Here is a 17,810-nt window from a genome sequence, read left to right as displayed (position 1 = left end):
CAGGCGCCATCCAGGAGGCATCCGCCTTCCTCGACCAACATACCGACAGCCGAGAACGCTTCGAGCGTGTCACCCTCCTCGTCGAGGGCTTCGAGTCACCCTATGGCCTCGAGCTGCTCTCGACCGTGCATTGGGTCATGACGCGCGAGGGGGTTCGTCGGTTCGACGACGTGGTCGCCAGTATTCATGACTGGAACCCGCGCAAGCGCCGATTCACGCCCAGACAAATCGGCATTGCGATTGATCGGCTCGCCAATCAGGGCTGGCTCGAAAGGAATTGACCATGAATTGGAGTGAATCCATGAGCCCACTTCCCAAGCGGCTAAAGAAAGAACCGCTCATCGAAGTAATCTGGCAAGTCCATTTCGATGGTCAACAAGGTACTGGAGATGTATTACCTGGCATCCTTTTTGCCGAATTGAGAAGCAATCACCCCAAGCTCCGATTGCAACGCCTCCCGTCGGCCGATATTCCGGCACCCATCGCCCAGATCGATCCAAATCTGCGCTACGCACCAAAGATGAAGATGGAAGAGCCAGAAGGCTCTTTCGTCTGGCAGGTCGGTGATCGTGTGGTCACCCTGAACTGCCGAAGACCCTACGTGGGCTGGGAGAAATTCAAAGAATCCGTGGTTACGCTGACGAAAATCGTTGAAGGCAGTGGGCTCATCCCCAATCCACTCCGTCATTCGCTGCGCTATATCGACCTGCTGAAGGATGACTTGGCTGCCGATCTATCAGCCTTAAAACTGGTGATGAAGCTTGGTGACCACGAAATCCGAAGCCGGGTGCAGATGCGTGTGGAAATTCCAGATGTCGAGTGCCTGCATGTGGTGCAGATCGCTAGTCCGGCACAGGTTCATCTCGCCGGAGCGCAAGTTACGGGTTCGGTCATCGACCTTGAAACGCTGTCAGCGAACACACCAAGTCACTGGGACGCCTTGCGCGACCAACTCGATCTGTTGCATGATCGCTCGAAGGCATTGTTTTTCCAGAAGATAATGACAGAAGAAACGATCCAGAAATTAGAGCCGGAGTATTGATCATGTCGACCCTGACACTGGACATATCGACACCGTACCGGAATCCTCAGGTCGTTTCTTATTGGGGTGAAGAAACCGCCAGTCAGTCACCTCATCGACGTGAAAACACCACTCAACCACGGGAACCATCGCACCACGATGGATTATGCATTCGCTATCACAATGGAAATGTTCTGACAACGGATTTGGAAGTCTGGGAAGTCTGCGCATTCGGTGGGGAATTTATGCCAGCTGAGGCGTCAACCGAAGAGCTGCGCTCGCGTCGTGGTGGAATAGATAGTGCGCTACTGCTTGCCGAGAAAAGTCTCGCGGAAGATTGGCTGCGACCCGAGGAGGACGAGGCGTGGGCACATTTACAGTAGGCGACGTGGTGGTGCTGCCGTTTCCATTTTCTGATCTTTCCAAAAGTAAAAAACGCCCAGCCTTGGTTCTGGCCTATGCCGGTCGGCAAGACTGGGTCTGCTTGCAAATCACCAGTAAGTCTTATGGCGATAATGTTGCCATTCGATTGGCAGAGGCGGATTTTGCCATAGGATCCCTGGAACGGGAAAGTTTCATCCGCCCCGGCAAGCTGTTCACGGCGCACGATTCACTCTTCGATCGAAATGTCGCACGAATACAGAATGACAAGCTGGACGAAGTCAAAGATGCGATTGTAAAGCTTGTTCAACAAGGGGCTTTTTCGTAATGCTAGCGAGCCTCATTCCCTTGATGCTCCAGAACACTCCGGCCCTGATCAAGACGGTGTTTCCGGCCCAGAGGGTGTCTTTCGAGGCGCAGAAAGAACGCGAGGCGGTGGCGGCACAAACTCTGACCGAGCTGGGTTCCTATTGGACAGGTCGCAAGCCGTTGATCCTGGTGCGTGCCATCGTGCTTGGCAGTCTGCTGCCGTCTACGGATGATGCGGAAGCCAACCTTGCCGTCTTCAAAAAACTGATGTGTGGCTGGATGCGGAAGAGCGCACCATTTCTCCGACAGGCCACGAGCAGATTACATGCTGTCCGCTTCGCATCGACATCGTGTCCACCGGATTGATGATGCGTGATCCACTGGAAAAACAGCATCTGTTGGGCTTGAGGTTTGGTGTCGTCATCCTGGATGAAGCCCACAAGGCGCGGCGCACGCGCCAAGGCTTCGGCAAGGACGCCGGAACGCCGAACGAACTGCTGGCGTTCATGCGCGAAGTCGCTGCCCGGGCGGATCATGTGTTGCTCGGTACGGCAACGCCCATCCAAACCGATCCGAGAGACTTCCGGGACCTGCTAGGCATCCTGCACCAAGGCCGCAGGCACTTCGTCTTGGGGCATGACCTGGCAGCATGGCATCGGCCCGAGAAAGTGCTTGAGATCTTGGCCGAAGGGCAAGAGGTACTGAATCCCGGCCATGCCTGGGAATTGCTGCGCTCGCCGCTGCCGCGCGTCGAGTCCACAGCGAGCCACGTGCCCGTAGCTGGCGCAATTGTACGGAGGTCTTATCACGGCGGAACTTTGTGCAACTCTTGAGCACAGCTTGGGAATGCCGGTGAAGGGCTCGATACCTCCACCTCCCCTTACCGGCCTCATCCTCGCCGGCGGTCGCGGCACGCGGCTGGGCGGCGTCGACAAAGGCTTGGTCGAACTGCACGGACGGCCGCTCGTCGAGTACGTGCTCGACCGGCTTCGCCCCCAGACCGAGGCGATCCTCATCAACGCCAATCGTCACCACGAACGATACGCCGCCTATGGCGTGCCGGTGATTCCGGATCTCGAAACCGGATTCGCCGGGCCGCTCGCCGGCATCGCCGCGGGGCTCGCCGCTGCGCGCACCGACTGGGTGGTCGTCGTCCCCTGCGATTGCCCCTTGTTGCCGTCCGACCTCGTCTCCCGTCTGTGGCAGGCGCGCTGCGCCGCAGGGGCCGACGTGGCCGTCGCCCGGGCAGCAGGGCGGTTGCAACCGGTCTTCGCGCTTTTACCGGTGACTGCGCGCGTCGAGCTCGAACGCCGTTTGCGCGCGGGCGAGCGCAAGGTCGCAGCCTGGCTCACGGCGCAACGCTTGGCGATCGCCGATTTTTCCGACCAAGCCGGGGCTTTCATCAACCTGAATACCGAGGAAGAACGGCGTGTGCTGGAAGAACGCCTTGGGGTGAGATGATTCACCCCTGCCGCTGCCACGTCCCCGAGCGCCCGCCGCTCTTGTGCACCAAGCCGACGTCGGTGATGCGCATCCCCTTGTCGATCGCCTTGCACATGTCGTAGACCGTGAGGAGCGCCACCTGCACCGCCGTGAGCGCTTCCATCTCCACGCCGGTGCGCTCGCGCGTCTCGGCCCGGGCGCGGCAGCGCACCGCCACGCGTTCCGCTACCGACTCCACCTCCACTTCCAGGTGCGTGAGCGCCACCGGATGGCACAGCGGCACCAATTCCCAAGTGCGTTTCGCGGCCATGATCCCGGCGATGCGCGCCGCCGCCAGTGCGTCACCTTTCTTCAGGTTGCCCGCTACGAGCGCCGCGAGTGCCGCCGGCGACATTTCGAGGTATCCTTCGGCGATCGCGACCCGATGCGTCTTCTCCTTCTCCCCGACGTCCACCATGTGGGCGGTGCCGGCGGCAGTGAGGTGCGGCAAATCGGCCATGACAACTCCAAAACGCGATGTTCGTGACCCCACGATGATACAGGAGCCGCCGCGATGGACACCCGAGCCCCGGCCACCCCGCCCCTGATCGACCGCTTCGGCCGACACGTCACCTACGTGCGCCTGTCGGTGACGGACCGCTGCGACTTGCGCTGCGTCTACTGCATGAACGAGCAGATGACTTTCCTACCCAAGGCGCGCATCCTGACTCTGGAAGAGATGGCGCTGATCGGTCGCGCCTTCGTCGAGCTGGGCGTGACGAAACTGCGCATCACCGGAGGCGAGCCCCTGGTGCGGCAAAACGTCCTCTCGCTCTTCGCCGAACTGGGCAAACTCCCCGGCCTGAAAGAGCTCACGCTCACGACCAACGGCTCCCAGCTCGCCCGCCATGCCGTGGCGCTGCGTGAGGCCGGCGTGCGGCGCATCAACGTGAGCCTCGACAGCCTGCGCCCCGAGCGCTTTCGCGCCATCTCGCGCGTAGGCAGCCTCGACAAGGTGCTCGAGGGCATCGAAGCCGCCCGGCGCGCCGGGTTCGAAGCGATCAAACTCAACGCCGTGCCGATGCGCGGCATCAACGACGACGAGATCCTCGATCTGGTCGAATTCGCCGCCGAACGCGGTTTCACCCTCTGTTTCATCGAAGAGATGCCGCTCGGCGAGCTCGAAGGACACGATCGGTACGCGAGTTTCGTGCCCAGCGACGAAGTGCGCGCGCGCATCCTCGAGCGCTACACCTTGCTGCCCACCGTCGAACGCACCGGCGGCCCGGCCCGCTACGAGCGCATCGCCGAGACCGGCACCCTCGTCGGATTCATCTCGCCCCATAGCCACAATTTCTGCGACAACTGCAACCGCGTGCGCGTCACCACCGAAGGGCGGCTCTTGCTATGCCTGGGGCAAGAGCACTCGGTCGACCTGCGCCGGGTGCTGCGCACCCATCCCGGCGAACTCGAACCGCTCAAGGAAGCCATCGTCGCCGCGATGGCGATCAAACCCAAAGGGCACGAGTTCGATCTCACCGCCAAACCCGTGCTCTTCCGGCACATGAACGCCACCGGCGGTTGACGAAAGGGAATCCGATGAACGAACGCACGAGCGCACTCCTCGAGGCACTGGGCGCCCAAAGCGGCATCCTCGCTGCCGTCGGCGCCGGCGGCAAGAAGACCACGCTCTACCAGATCTTCGCCGCCCACCCCGGACGCGTGGCCCTCACCACCACCACCTTCATCACCGACTTCGCTCCCGAACTCGGCGCCGAGATCCTCGTCGCTCCTGAAGACGAACTCGAAGAAAAGGTACGCGCGAGCCGTGCGCGTAAGGTGGCCTACGCCACGCCCTCGGACAAGCCGGGGCGGGTGGCGGCCGTGTCCGGAGAGTGCATCGCCAGGCTGCACCGCGAGGGCGGGTTCGATCTCACGCTGGTGAAGGCCGACGGGGCCCGCTCGCGGCTCCTCAAAGCCCCTGCGCCGCACGAACCGAGCCTGCCCGAGGCGACCGACACGGTGCTCCTCATCCTTTCGCTGCAGGCACTGGGACAACCCCTCTCCGAGACGATCGCGCATCGCCCCGAGCGCGTCTCCGCCCTCACCGGCCGCGCCCTCGGCGAGCCGGTGGCCATTCCCGACTTCGTCGCGCTCTACACCCGCGAAGAGGGTCTCTTGCAAGGCACGGCAGGAAAACGCGTGATCCCCGTGCTCAACATGGTCGACGACGATCGCCTCCTACCCGCCGCCCGCGCGATCGCCGAAGGGACGCTCGCCGCCTGCCCGCGCTTCGAGCACTTCGTGCTCACGAGCCTACGAAAGCCAGGCTATCTCGTGGAGGTCGTGCGGCGCTGACGGCTCCTCACTTCCGTGAGCACCTCGCCGACGAGTTCGGGGTCGAGCGCCTGGCACTGTTCATCGAAGGCATGCGTCTCCGTAGGGGTACGCATGCCGCGGGCAATGAATCGGTCAGTGAATTCCTTGCCGCTGTCGGCGGGAATCGTACGCAGGCAAAAGGGGCTGCCTCGAGGAGCGAGCGGGGCTGCCTCGAGGAGCGAGCACAGGAAGCGCCGGGTCTTCAGCGTCGGTGCTTGTTGCCACGTCGAATGGTGTCCTCCGACATCCCGAGTATGACCCAAATGACCCAAGAACGATGCACGACGTCGCGGGTCGATGCAATCGTCCGGTCCCCGACCCCCAGGACTGGGTCGTTTCCCTGGTCGAGATTTCGCCCACCCTGTGGATAACTCACCTTTTGGGTGGACGGGTTAGAATATCCCCTGGAACGTCGTCAATCCGTCCAGAGGGCCTTCTCCTTGAGTCACGAAGCGTGGACCGCCTGCTGCGAGCGTCTGCGTGCCTCGCTGCCGGCGCAGCAATACAATACCTGGATCCGTGCCCTGAGCGCCGAACCCGAGGAAGGAGGCGCAGGAGTGCGGCTGCGCGTGCTCGCGCCCAACCGCTTCATCCTGCAGTGGGTGCGCGAGCGCTACTGGTCCAAGATCGCCGAACATCTCGCCGAGCTCGGCATCGCCCAGGCCGAACTGCAGCTGGGCGCTACCGCCAAAGGAGGCACGCCGCCGCGGTCCAATCGGCCCGCATCGGCCCAAGCCCGGGCTTCGGCTCCCGACATCGAATCCTCCGAAGCAGCACCTGCGGACTCGGCTTCTCCTGCCGCGGCGACGACGCAGGAACGCGCCGCCGAAGCCAAACCCCGCCCCGTCCGCAGCGCCCCGAAACGCCGTCCTCCGCCGCTCGCCGAGGACGTGACCCCGTCCTCGACCCTCGAAGCGCTCTACGAGCGCACGCGGCTCAACCCGGCAGCCACTTTCGACACCCTCGTCACCGGCCGCGCCAACGACCTCGCCCGCGCCGCGGCCATGCAAGTGGCGCACAATCCCGGCGCCTCCTACAATCCTCTCTTCGTCTATGGCGGGGTCGGCCTGGGCAAGACGCACCTCATCCATGCCATCGGCAACGCCATCTTCCGTACCGACCCGCGCGTGGTGATCCGCTACGTCCACGCCGAGGACTACTACGCCGACGTCGTCCGAGCCTACCAGCAGAAGAGCTTCGATGCCTTCAAGCGCTACTACCGTTCGCTCGACGTGCTGCTCATCGACGACATCCAGTTCTTCCAGAACAAGGCACGCACGCAGGAAGAATTCTTCCATGCCTTCAATGCCCTCACCGAGGCGCACAAGCAGATCGTCATCACCTGCGATACCTATCCCAAAGACATTCAAGGACTGGAAGATCGGCTCATCTCGCGTTTCGACTGGGGCCTGACGGTGCAGATCGAGCCGCCCGAGCTCGAGATGCGGGTGGCCATCGTGCAGAAGAAGGCGCAACTCTTGGGCGTGCAGGTGGGCGACGACGTGGCCTTCTTGATCGCCAAGAACCTGCGCTCGAACGTGCGCGAACTCGAAGGCGCACTCAACAAGGTGGTGGCCTTCGCCAACTTCCACAGTCAGCCGATCACGCTGGAGCTGGCCAAGGAGGCGCTCAAGGACATCCTGCACGCCTACAATCGGCAGCTCACCGTCGAACACATCCAGAAGACGGTGGCCGACTACTACAAGACCAAGGTCGCCGACATGCACTCGAAAAAGCGCACGCGGGCGGTGGCTCGGCCGCGGCAAGTGGCGATGTGGCTCGCCAAGGAGCTCACGCCGCTGTCGCTGCCAGCCATCGGCGAAGCCTTCGGCGGGCGTGACCACACGACGGTGCTGCACGCCTACCGCACGATCAACGAGCTGCGTCTGACCGATCCCCAACTCAACCACGACGTCCACGTGCTGCTGCAGGTCCTGCGCGGCTGAAGACTTCCAATTCAGGAGAGACCCGATGCTCTTTCTCGAATCGACCCGCGACCAGCTGCTGCAACCGCTGCTGGCCACCAGTGGCGTGGTCGAAAAACGCCAGACGAAACCCATCCTCGCCAACGTGCTCCTCGAGCGCGACGCCGGCCGCCTCGGGCTCACCGCCACCGACGGCGAAATGCAGCTCGCCGTCCACATCGACGCGAGCGAGCTGCCGGGCGAAACGGGGCGGCTCACCGTCAATGCGAAAAAACTGCTCGACATCCTGCGCAGCCTTCCCGAAGGCGCGGTGATACGGCTCGAGCGCGACGGCGAGAGCCGCCTCGTCCTGCGCTGCGGTCGCAGCCGTTTCACCCTGCAGGCGCTGCCGGCAGAGGAATTCCCCCGCCTCGTCCCACCGGAAGGCGAAGACGCGCCCATGCGGCTCACCCAGCGCGAGCTGCGCCGCCTCATCGCGCTCACCTCCTACGCCATGGCGCAGCAGGACATCCGCTACTATCTCGTCGGCATGCTCTTTGCCGCCGAAGGCGACCGGCTCGACGTGGTGACCACCGACAGCCACCGGCTGGCTCATTGCGCGCAACCTCTGGCCGAACCCTTGGCGAGCGCGCGCGAAGCCATCGTGCCGCGCAAGGCGGTGGGCGAGCTGCAGCGGCTGCTCACCGATTCCGACGACACGGTGGAAGTGCGCATCGCCGACAAGCAGATCGTGTTCCGCTTCAAGGACAGCGAATTCCTCAGCAAGATCATCGACGGGCGATTCCCCGATTTTCGTCGTGTCATTCCCCAAGGGCACCCCATCCGCGTCTCCTTCGTGCGCACCGAACTGCAGCAAGCCTTGCAGCGCGTGGCGATCCTCGCCAGCGACAAGATCCGCCCGGTCAAACTCTCCTTCTCCCCGGGGCTGGTGCGCCTGTCGAGCCACAACGCCGAACAGGAAGAGGCCATCGAGGAGATCGAGATCGCCTACGACGGCGAACCGCTGGAGATCGGCTTCAACGTCGGCTATCTGCTCGACGTACTGGGCGCGCTCACCAACGAAGTCGTGCATCTGTCGCTCAAGGACGGCAACGCCGCCGCCCTCATCACCGTCCCCGAGGACGAGCACTTCGAATACGTCGTGATGCCGATGCGCCTGTAGAACCGTACCCCAAAAAATCTGTCAGACATTTCATCGATACGCTACGAGGAACGAATTTCCGTCATGAGCCGAGACGTGCAGAAAAAAACCCCCAGTGAAACCTACGACGAATCCGCCATCCAGCAGCTCGAAGGGCTGGAGGCCGTGCGCAAGCGTCCCGGCATGTACATCGGCGATACTTCCGACGGCACCGGGCTACACCACATGGTGTTCGAAGTGGTCGACAACGCCATCGACGAGGCGCTCGCCGGCTACTGCGACGAGATCGTGGTGACGATCCACGCCGACAACTCCGTGTCGGTGCTCGACAACGGTCGCGGCATCCCGGTCGGCATCAAGTGGGACGACAAACACGAGCCCAAGCGCAGCGCCGCCGAAATCGTCATGTGCGTACTGCATGCCGGGGGCAAGTTCAACCAGAACAGTTACAAGGTGTCCGGCGGACTGCACGGCGTGGGCGTATCCTGCGTCAACGCGCTCTCCAAATGGCTGCGGCTCACGGTGCGGCGCGACGGCAAGAAGCATTTCATGGAATTCCACCGCGGCGTGCCGGCCGATTTCGTCGAGGAGGTGATCGACGGTATACCCGTGCGCAAGATGCGCGAACTGGGGCCGACCACCAAGCGCGGCACCGAGGTGCATTGGCTCGCCGACGAGGAGATCTTCGGTACCATCGAATACCACTACGACATTCTCGCCAAGCGCCTGCGCGAGCTCTCCTTCCTCAACAACGGCGTGCGCATCAAGCTCGTCGACCAGCGCACCGGCAAAGAAGAGGATTTCGCCTTCTCCGGCGGGGTGCGCGGCTACGTCCAATACCTCAACCGCAACAAACACCCCATCCATCCCCACATCTTCCATGCCCAGGGGGTGGTGAAGGTACCCCAGGACGTGGGGCACGAGGTCGAGATCGCCGTCGAGGTGGCGATGCAGTGGAACGACAGCTACCAGGAACAGGTGCTGTGCTACACCAACAACATCCCGCAGCCCGACGGCGGCACGCACCTCACCGGCTTGCGCGCCGCGCTCACGCGCGTCATCAACCGCTACATCGAAGAGCAGGAGATCGCCAAGAAAGCCAAGGTCGAGATCACCGGCGACGACATGCGCGAGGGGCTCGCCTGCGTGCTCTCGGTGAAGATGCCCGATCCGAAGTTCGCCAGCCAGACGAAGATGAAACTCGTCTCCTCCGAGGCGCGCCCGGCGGTCGAAGAGATCGTCTCGGCCAAACTCGCCGAGTTCCTGCTGGAGAATCCCAACGACGCCAAGATCATCTGCGGCAAGATCGTGGAGGCGGCGCGCGCACGCGAGGCGGCGCGCAAGGCGCGCGAAATGACGCGGCGCAAGGGGCTGCTCGACGGCGTAGGTTTGCCCGGCAAGCTCGCCGACTGCCAGGAAAAGGACCCGGCGCTGTGCGAACTCTTCCTCGTCGAAGGGGATTCGGCCGGCGGCTCGGCCAAGCAGGGGCGCGACCGCAAATTCCAGGCGATCCTGCCGCTCAAGGGCAAGATCCTCAACGTCGAGAAGGCGCGCTTCGACAAGCTGCTGCAAAGCCAGGAGATCGCCACCCTCATCACGGCGCTGGGCACCGGCATCGGCAAGGACGAATACAAGCCGGAGAAGCTGCGCTACCACCGCATCATCATCATGACGGACGCCGACGTCGACGGCGCCCACATCCGCACCCTGCTGCTCACGTTCTTCTACCGGCAGATGCCCGAGCTCGTCGAGCGCGGCCACATCTACATCGCCCAGCCGCCGCTCTACAAGATCAAGCACGGCAAGACCGAGATCTACCTCAAGGACGACCAGGAGCTGCAGCAGCACCTGCTCAAGCTCGCCCTCGACGGGGCGGAACTGCTGCCGCGCGAAGGCGCCGAACCGCTGCGCGACGAGACGCTCGCCGGCCTCGCGCGCCAGTATTTGCTGGCCGAATCGCTCATCGCACGCCACGCCGCGCGCATCGACGCGCAGGCGTTGCGCACGCTGCTCGCCAACGACGTCGCCCTCGACCTCTCCAGCCAGGAAGCGGCCATGGCGAGCGCCGAGCGGCTGCATGCCGCGCTCGACGGCGCCCTGGAGGTCGAAGCCCTGTTCGACGAGACGAACGAGGAGTGGGTGCTCGAGCTCACGCGCATGCACCACGGCAACGCCCGACGCTCGCGCATCGACCCCGACTTTCTCGCCTCACACGACTGGCGCCTCATCCGCGAGGCCGCCCGGACGCTGGCCGATCTCGTCGGCCCCGGCGCTCAGGTACGCCGCGGCGAAAAACGCCAGCCGGTAAGCAGCTTCGCCGAAGCAGTACAGTGGCTCATCGCCGAGGTCGAACGCAACCTCGTCAAACAACGCTACAAAGGTTTGGGCGAAATGAACCCCGATCAGTTGTGGGAGACGACGATGGATCCGGCAGTGCGGCGCCTGCTGCGCGTGCAGATCGACGACGCCATCACCGCCGACGAGATCTTCACCACCCTGATGGGCGAGCAGGTCGAACCGCGGCGCGCCTTCATCGAGACGAACGCGCTCTACGCTCGCAACATCGACGTGTGAGACCGGCGACGGCGCCTCATTCGAGGCTCGCCGTCGCGAGCTTCATCCCGAAGGCGACGAAGAGCGCCCCGACCGCGCCGGTGCCGCCGATGGCGAGCCGCCGGTGTCGGCGGAAAGCCGCAGCGAGCTTGGCGCCGGCAAGCACCAGGGTGGCGAGATAGGTCATGCTGCACAGCTGTACCGACACGCCCAGCACCAGGAAAGCGAGCAGCGGATGACCCGCCTGCGGGTCGACGAACTGGATGAAAAAAGAAAAGAAGAAGAGGATGGCCTTCGGGTTCATCAGGCTGATGAGCAAAGCCGAACGGAAGGGGTGCAAGGCCCCTGTGCGCACGCCTTCTTCGGGCGTGGCGATCGCCTCGCCGCGGCGCATGGCCTGGCTCGCCCGCCAGGCGGCGCGCATCAGTTGTAGTCCGATCCAGCAGAGGTAAGCCGCCCCGGCGAGCCTGAGCCCTAGAAAAAGCGCCGGTACGAGCTTCAGAAGCGACGCAGCCCCAAATACCGCCGCACACATCAACACCGTATCTCCCACGAGTACCCCCAGTGCGGCCCAGGCGCCGCTGCGCCAGCCGTGTCTCGAAGCCGATGTCATGACGTAGAGCGAGTTCGGCCCCGGTAGGAGTACGACGAAAATGGTGCCGAGCAGGAAGGTGGGGTAGTCGACGATACCGAGTGACATGGCCGGATCCGAAGAAACTCGATGAGCTCCATGCTAGCCGATCTTTCGCGCTTCGAGTATGGCGGTAAATCGCAACGCTTGACCACCCCCATTCTGGCTGCTATAAAGCGGCTGAGCTGGCGTCAGATCGGTCCTTGTCATCGACCAAAGGAGAAAACCATGGGTGCGATCCGTCATTTCGTCGCTGCGCTCGGCTTGTGCGCTTTCGCCGCCGCAGCCCAAGCGCAGACTTACATCACCGTGCTCACCGGCGGCACCAGCGGGGTCTATTACCCACTGGGAGTGGCACTGTCCAAAATCTACGGCGCAGCCATCCCCGGTGCGAAGACGAGCGTCCAGGCGACCAAGGCGAGCGCGGAAAATCTCAATCTCCTACAAGCCGGTCGCGGCGAAGTGGCCTTCTCACTGGGTGATGCCGTCGCCCAGGCCTGGGAGGGGAACGAGGAAGCCGGTTTCAAGCAGAAGCTCGACAAATTGCGGGCGCTGGCGGCGATCTATCCCAACTACATACAGATCGTGGCGAACAGGGAATCCGGCATCCGCTCGCTGCAGGACCTGCGAGGCAAGCGCCTGTCGGTGGGGGCCCCGCGCTCTGGTACCGAACTCAACGCACGCGCCGTACTCGCCGCGGCGGGTCTTTCCTACGCCGACCTCGGCAAGGTCGAATACCTTCCCTTCGGCGAATCGGTCGAACTGATGAAGAACCGCCAGCTCGATGCCACCCTACAATCCGCCGGACTCGGTGTGGCCTCGATCCGCGACCTCGCGACCAACGTGCCGATCGTCGTCGTTCCGGTGCCGCCGGAAATCGTCGCCAAGATCGGCGACCCGGCCTATCAGCCGGCGGTGATCCCGGCCGGCACCTATACGGGTCAGGAGCAGGACGTCCCGACGGTGGCGGTGCGCAACCTGCTGGTGACGCACAGCGGCGTTCCGGAAGAAGTGGTCTATCTCATGACGAAGTCGATGTTCGAGCATCTCGACGAGCTCGTCGCCGCGCATACCGCCGCCAAAGGGATCAAACTCGAAGAAGCCACCAGCGGCTTGCCGATCCCCTTGCATCCGGGAGCGGAGCGCTATTATCGAGAAGCCGGCGTGCTCCGCTAAACGGATAGGTGCACCATGCACCACGGCTTCGACCATACGGAGGATGAGGGAAAAGGCTTCGCGTCGCGCCTGCTTTTTCTCGTCGCGGTGAGCTTTTCGCTCTTTCAAATCTATACCGCGGCCTTCACCCCTTTTTCCTCCCTGGTCACGCGTGCCGTCCACGTCGGTTTCCTGCTCATACTCACTTTCGGATTCCTCGCCCGAGATGGCTTCGTGCGGGGAAAACGGCTGATTCCATCGCTGTTTCTCGTCTGCGTGTTGCTTTCCGCGGCCGTAGCCTTCTATCAATGGATCTTCGAGCATGAGCTGATGCTGCGCTCGGGCGATCCGACCCATATCGATCTATGGGTCGGCGCAGTGCTCCTGATGCTCGTCTTTTTGGCCACCCAACGCATGATGGGCTGGGCCTTGCCGCTCATCTGCGGCGTACTCGTGCTCTACGCCGTCTATGGGCGCTGGCTTCCTGGGCCATTGAATCACCGCGGTTATCCCTGGGAACAGGTGATCGAGCACCTTTCTTTCGGCACGGAAGGGATCTACGGCATCCCCATCTACGTCAGCTCGACCTACATCTTCCTCTTCATCCTCTTCGGCGCCTTTCTCGAGCGCGCCGGCATGCTCAAGCTCTTTACCGACTTCGCCTTGGGTTTGGTCGGTCACACCCAAGGCGGTCCGGCAAAAGTCGGGGTGATCGCTTCGGGGCTGATGGGAACGATCAACGGCAGCGGCGTAGCCAATGTCGTGACGACCGGCCAGTTCACGATCCGGTTGATGAAACGCTTCGGCTACCGTCCAGAATTCGCCGGTGGGGTCGAGGCTACGGCCAGCATGGGCGGCCAGATCATGCCGCCGGTGATGGGCGCAGTGGCCTTCATCATGGCCGAGACGATCGGCGTAGCGTACGTGGAAGTGGTGCGTGCGGCGCTCATCCCAGCGATTCTCTATTTTCTCACGGCGTTTTTGGTGGTACATCTCGAAGCAGGCCGCTTGGGCCTGACCGGAATGCCCAAGGAGAGCCTGCCCAATCCGTGGCGCGCGGTGCGCGAGCGCTGGTATCTGGTGCTGCCGCTGGCAGTGCTGGTCTATCTGCTCTTTTCCGGCTATACGCCGCTCTTCGCCGGGCTCGTCGGATTACTGCTCACCGTCGTTCTGATCCTGGGCACCATCCTCTCGACCGCGCTGCTCACCAAAGCGCTCCGTTTCCTCTTCTGGATCGCCCTCGGCGTGATGTGCTCGACTTTCCTGCGCTGGGGAATCACTCCGGTGCTGGTGCTGATCGCCGTGCTGGTGTTTGCCTGCGCCTTGAATACGAAGAGCCGGCCTACCCTGAAAGACCTGGTGTCGGCCCTGGCCGAAGGCGCGCGTCAGGCGCTGCCGGTGGGAATCGCCTGTGCCCAGGTCGGCGTCATCATCGGCGTGATGACCCTCACCGGCGCGGCTTCGAGCTTCGCCAATGCCGTGCTCGCCGTAGGAGAGCAGAGCCTCTTTTTGTCGTTGCTCCTGACGATGCTCGTGTGCCTGGTACTGGGCATGGGAATCCCCACTATCCCCAACTACATCATCACCAGCTCGCTCGCCGCGCCGGCGCTGTTGCACCTCGACGTACCGCTCATCGTGAGCCACATGTTCGTCTTTTATTTCGGCATCATGGCCGATCTCACCCCGCCCGTGGCCCTGGCCTGCTTCGCTGCCGCACCGATCGCGGGGGCCCCGGGTCTGTCCATCAGCTTGCAGGCGATCCGCGTGGCAGCGGCCGGGTTCGTCATCCCCTTCATGGCGGTGTATACCCCGGCGCTGATGCTGCAGGGCGATCCGGGATGGCTGGAGATCAGCTACATCGTCTTCAAAGTGATACTGGCGATCTGGCTGTGGGGCTGTACGGCGATCGGCTACTGGCTCGGCCCCCTGTCCTGGTTCGAGCGGTCGTGGGCTTTCGCTGCAGCGGCCTTGCTCGTGATCGCCATGCCCATCACCGACGAACTAGGCCTGCTGGCCGGGGCGATCATCCTGTTACAGCACGTCTGGCGCCATCGTCGCAGATCCTCGCCGACATGATCGGTCTATGCCTGAGCATTCTGGGAACGACAGCCTTCCTGCCCGTGAGCGTCTTCACCTTGAGCTGGCAGCATTCGATCGAGAAGACGCAGTGGGAGGAGCGCTGGCGCATCGAGGAGGGCGAGTCGGCCCGGCTCGTCTTCGTCGAAGGCCGCATCCATGGTTCGGGGGCAGGGATGGAACCGCCGCCTCGAGCAAGGCTAAAGGATGGCGTATGGGTCTATGAGGAAGCCTTGCACCTTCCTGCGCTGCATCTGGCCCATTCGCCGTTCGCATCGCCCTATCGCCTCTGCCCGGGTGACGAAGCCTGTCACGAGCTCGAAGTCTGGCTGCCCGGATTGCCGGAAGTCGGGGAAATCGAGCTCTTTCCCTGCTCGCCTTCTTCGCCGAGTTCCCCGCCGAGCGCGGCCGAGAGCGCCGGCAGCATGGCACGCAGGGTCTCGGCGAAGAGGTAGAACCGTCCCTCGAAGCGCTCGCGGGCGTCGCGCGCCTCGCCCGCCGTCTCGTCCTCGGGGTCGGTGCGCGCGAGCCGTTTGAGCGCGCCGTCGGCGGTGAGCACGAAACTCAGCCGATCGGCGTAGGCGAGCGCGAGCCGCGTCGGGCGCTTGCCGGCGCCCAGGTGGGAGCGGATCTCGGCGGCGACGCTGCCTTCACCCAACGGCAGCCGGGCGTAGCGCACGAGGGAGCGGCTGTCGTCCTGCGCCTCGAGCTGGACCTCGTCTTCGAGCGAGAAGGGGCCGGGTGCCTCGCCGGCGAGCAGCCAGTCGGCCATCGCCGAGGCGGGCGCGAGCCGGGTGCGCCAGGGCTTCAAGGGGAAACGTTCGGCGCTGGCGCGCAGGGTGTCGATCACCCGTTCGGCAAGGGCGAGGCTGCCGGCATCGACGGCGAACCACCCTTCGCGCGGATCGATCCACACCGGCACGCGCCGGCGCCGGGTGAAGGCGCGCGGCAACCATTCGGCGCGGATGGCCTCGCGCAGGTCACGCAGTTCCTTGCGCGAGAGGGGATAGCCCCGCTCCTCGGCGATCGCCTCGGCGCGCTGTTCGGCCTCGGCTTTGACCACGCTCGCCGGCAGGAGGCGCTCCTCGCGCACCCAATGCGCCAGCCAGTGCCCCCCTACGTCCGCAATCGCCTCGTCATCGCCGAAGGGCGGCGCCCAGCCTTCGCTCGTCTCGTTCTGCGGCCCCACCGGCAGGAAGGGACGGCGGAGGAAGAGCTCGTTCCAGTAGGTGCGCCCTTCCGGACCATCCCAGCGGTAGAGGCGCAGGTTTTTGAATTCGATCATGCTTTTCCTCGTTTCTTTCGCGCGATCGCGACGATGCGCGCTATGGTGTCGGCATCGGCCGCGGCATAGGCCTGGGAAAGCCACTCGGCCACGGGCCGGCCGTCGGGCGCGAGCAGAGCCTCGTCCAGGGTGGTGTCATAGCGGAAATTCAGCCCGAGGCGTTCGCCTTCGATGACGAGCGAGATCTCCAGCGTTCCGCCGGGCCGGCCGTCCTGGGGTTCGACGACGAAGCGCAGACGTTTTCCCTCTTCCCACTCGACACGATCGCGGTAGCTGTCGTGGCCAAAGTGCAGCCGGCGCAGCACGTGCGCCGGGCCTCGCTCCAGGATGTCGCAGCCGGTCAGCCCCAGGACGAATTCCTGCGGATGCTCGATGCGCATCGCCAATCCCTGCCAGACCTCGGCGGCATCGAGTGCTTCTTCCGGAGCGAAGAACAGGCGGTGTTCGAAGTGCACGACGACGTCCCCTTGGAGGTTGCAGGGAAGTCTAGGGGCAAGGGGCGACGAGGGCAAGGGGCAGCAGACGGCAGGACAGACACGCCGAGATCGGTAGTTGTACACAGATCTTTTATAAAAACCTCTAGTGTTTACTATGCTCGACAAGGTTCTGTGGAAAACTGAGTAAAAACTATGATTTCGTTGGATTTTTCTTGATGGTGAATGAGGGGAACGAAGGGTTTGCAAGCGGTGTGATGTAGACGAATGCTTTCCGGGATCCAGAAAAAACGGGGAGTTTTCCCCAAACTTTCCCACGGTTTCCCTTCGCCTTGTCCACTGTGGCGTATCGGTCACAAAAAACATCAATTTAAAAATGGTTTTTGGTAGGAGAGCAAAAACATTCCTTTCTTCATGGTTTTTTTTTGGCGAAGGAGAAAGGGGTTGTCAACTAAATCAAGTAAACAAAAAACCATGTAAACAATGTTTCCTCCAAATCTGTGGATAACTTCTTGCCGTCCAAGGCATCCGCACGTTTCCCCGGCGGGAAAACTTTGGGAAAACCCTGGGATGAGCAGTGGGCGGTTTGGGGAGGAAATTCACCCGATGGGGAAATTTTCCATTGATCCACAAACGATTACCGGAGAATCCTTGTATCCGTGCACCGTCGGCGGGCTGGCGGGAGATGGCAGACAAACTCGCCTCAGAATTGGGACAGGCTTGTGGATAATTTTGTGAAAATCCCAGGATGAGACAAATCCGTTCAAGGACTTGCGCTCGTTTCTTCACGATCCACAGGAAGGAGGGCTGGAGTCCATGGCGTTGACATCGTGCGCGGCGGCGGTGTATCTTGCCTTTGCTTCGGGTGCCCGCTCCGACGTCTTGCGAGTGGGTGAAACGGGAAGCCGGTGAAGCGGGCATCGTCCTGCCATTCCGGCGCAGCCCCCGCTGCTGTGAGCCTGACGGGAAGCGCATCGGCCACTGTGCCTTCAACGGCATGGGAAGGCGCGCGAACCGGATGACGGCGAGCCAGAAGACCGGCCCGAAGTGCGTAGTTGGTGCGAGCCCCGGGGTGTGGGTTTGGCTGACGGTTCGGGG

The 17,810-nt window shown here is 63.1% G+C and carries 14 protein-coding genes, 5 pseudogenes and 1 riboswitch; of the genes and pseudogenes, 14 read left to right on the top strand and 5 right to left on the bottom strand.

Features of this window, described 5'->3' with window-relative positions; translation table 11 throughout:
* From GV368_RS05370 to mobA, 6 genes and pseudogenes are all read left to right on the top strand, one after another.
* A pseudogene (locus tag GV368_RS05370) lies at positions 1–281 on the top strand (type II toxin-antitoxin system antitoxin DNA ADP-ribosyl glycohydrolase DarG); the annotation flags it as partial.
* A gap of 2 nt (positions 282–283) precedes the next feature.
* Positions 284–1,042 (top strand): TIGR04255 family protein, encoded by a 759-nt coding sequence (locus GV368_RS05365; RefSeq protein ID WP_169115772.1) that lies wholly within the window; start codon positions 284–286, stop codon positions 1,040–1,042.
* A 343-nt stretch (positions 1,043–1,385) separates the two neighbouring features.
* Positions 1,386–1,730, top strand: coding sequence for a type II toxin-antitoxin system PemK/MazF family toxin (locus GV368_RS05360; RefSeq protein ID WP_169115771.1), 345 nt, complete (start codon positions 1,386–1,388; stop codon positions 1,728–1,730).
* Positions 1,730–1,981: pseudogene (locus GV368_RS05355) on the top strand (DUF1156 domain-containing protein); the annotation flags it as partial. The gene GV368_RS05360 and the pseudogene GV368_RS05355, both read left to right, overlap by 1 nt.
* A pseudogene (locus GV368_RS05350) lies at positions 1,957–2,489 on the top strand (phospholipase D-like domain-containing anti-phage protein); the annotation flags it as partial. The pseudogenes GV368_RS05355 and GV368_RS05350, both read left to right, overlap by 25 nt.
* Before the next feature lie 68 nt (positions 2,490–2,557).
* The gene (gene mobA / locus GV368_RS05345; protein ID WP_169115770.1) at positions 2,558–3,172 is read left to right on the top strand and encodes a molybdenum cofactor guanylyltransferase MobA; all 615 of its coding nucleotides are present in this window, start codon (positions 2,558–2,560) and stop codon (positions 3,170–3,172) included.
* A gap of 1 nt (position 3,173) precedes the next feature.
* On the opposite strand, the gene moaC is transcribed toward mobA, so the two are convergent.
* Positions 3,174–3,653 carry a cyclic pyranopterin monophosphate synthase MoaC gene (moaC, locus tag GV368_RS05340; protein ID WP_169115769.1) on the bottom strand — a complete coding sequence of 160 codons (480 nt, stop codon included), beginning with the start codon at positions 3,651–3,653 and terminating at the stop codon, positions 3,174–3,176.
* 54 nt (positions 3,654–3,707) lie between these two features.
* On the opposite strand from moaC, the gene moaA reads away from it, so the two are divergent.
* Both moaA and yqeC read left to right on the top strand, forming a co-directional pair.
* On the top strand, positions 3,708–4,718 hold the full coding sequence (gene moaA / locus GV368_RS05335; RefSeq protein WP_169115768.1) for a GTP 3',8-cyclase MoaA: 1,011 nt from the start codon (positions 3,708–3,710) through the stop codon (positions 4,716–4,718).
* A 14-nt stretch (positions 4,719–4,732) separates the two neighbouring features.
* Positions 4,733–5,491 carry a selenium cofactor biosynthesis protein YqeC gene (yqeC, locus tag GV368_RS05330; protein WP_169115767.1) on the top strand — a complete coding sequence of 253 codons (759 nt, stop codon included), beginning with the start codon at positions 4,733–4,735 and terminating at the stop codon, positions 5,489–5,491.
* A gap of 35 nt (positions 5,492–5,526) precedes the next feature.
* Here yqeC and GV368_RS11760 read toward each other — a convergent pair.
* A pseudogene (locus tag GV368_RS11760) lies at positions 5,527–5,709 on the bottom strand (hypothetical protein); the annotation flags it as partial.
* A gap of 243 nt (positions 5,710–5,952) precedes the next feature.
* Between GV368_RS11760 and dnaA the strand changes: the two are divergent.
* The 3 genes from dnaA (at position 5,953) to gyrB (ending at position 11,152) form a co-directional block, all read left to right on the top strand.
* Positions 5,953–7,458, top strand: a complete 1,506-nt coding sequence (gene dnaA / locus GV368_RS05325) for a chromosomal replication initiator protein DnaA (protein ID WP_169115766.1) — start codon at positions 5,953–5,955, stop codon at positions 7,456–7,458.
* A 25-nt stretch (positions 7,459–7,483) separates the two neighbouring features.
* Entirely contained in the window at positions 7,484–8,599 is a 1,116-nt protein-coding gene (gene dnaN, locus GV368_RS05320; RefSeq protein WP_169115765.1) for a DNA polymerase III subunit beta, read from the top strand.
* A 63-nt stretch (positions 8,600–8,662) separates the two neighbouring features.
* On the top strand, positions 8,663–11,152 hold the full coding sequence (gene gyrB, locus GV368_RS05315) for a DNA topoisomerase (ATP-hydrolyzing) subunit B (protein WP_169115764.1): 2,490 nt from the start codon (positions 8,663–8,665) through the stop codon (positions 11,150–11,152).
* A gap of 16 nt (positions 11,153–11,168) precedes the next feature.
* On the opposite strand, the gene leuE is transcribed toward gyrB, so the two are convergent.
* Positions 11,169–11,831: a leucine efflux protein LeuE gene (leuE, locus tag GV368_RS05310; protein ID WP_142804049.1), complete on the bottom strand. Its 663-nt coding sequence runs from the start codon at positions 11,829–11,831 to the stop codon at positions 11,169–11,171.
* A 159-nt stretch (positions 11,832–11,990) separates the two neighbouring features.
* Between leuE and GV368_RS05305 the strand changes: the two genes are divergently transcribed.
* The 3 genes and pseudogenes from GV368_RS05305 to GV368_RS11755 form a co-directional block, all read left to right on the top strand.
* Entirely contained in the window at positions 11,991–12,938 is a 948-nt protein-coding gene (locus tag GV368_RS05305) for a TAXI family TRAP transporter solute-binding subunit (protein ID WP_169115763.1), read from the top strand.
* A gap of 15 nt (positions 12,939–12,953) precedes the next feature.
* Positions 12,954–14,993 carry a TRAP transporter permease gene (locus tag GV368_RS05300; RefSeq protein ID WP_169115762.1) on the top strand — a complete coding sequence of 680 codons (2,040 nt, stop codon included), beginning with the start codon at positions 12,954–12,956 and terminating at the stop codon, positions 14,991–14,993.
* Positions 14,990–15,289: pseudogene (locus GV368_RS11755) on the top strand (DUF1850 domain-containing protein); the annotation flags it as partial. The gene GV368_RS05300 and the pseudogene GV368_RS11755, both read left to right, overlap by 4 nt.
* 14 nt (positions 15,290–15,303) lie before the next feature.
* Here GV368_RS11755 and GV368_RS11110 read toward each other — a convergent pair.
* Positions 15,304–16,278 (bottom strand): recombination-associated protein RdgC, encoded by a 975-nt coding sequence (locus GV368_RS11110; protein WP_169115761.1) that lies wholly within the window; start codon positions 16,276–16,278, stop codon positions 15,304–15,306.
* Positions 16,275–16,733, bottom strand: a complete 459-nt coding sequence (locus GV368_RS11625) for an AtaL-like protein (protein WP_169115760.1) — start codon at positions 16,731–16,733, stop codon at positions 16,275–16,277. Before GV368_RS11625 ends, GV368_RS11110 begins: the two co-directional genes overlap by 4 nt.
* 825 nt (positions 16,734–17,558) lie before the next feature.
* A riboswitch (cobalamin riboswitch) is annotated at positions 17,559–17,772 on the top strand.
* The last annotated feature ends 38 nt before the right edge of the window (positions 17,773–17,810 follow it).

Origin of the sequence: Tepidiphilus baoligensis, from assembly GCF_012911495.1 — a bacterium.
Lineage (GTDB): Bacteria > Pseudomonadota > Gammaproteobacteria > Burkholderiales > Rhodocyclaceae > Tepidiphilus > Tepidiphilus olei.
This window is presented reverse-complemented; position numbering and strand designations above follow the sequence as displayed.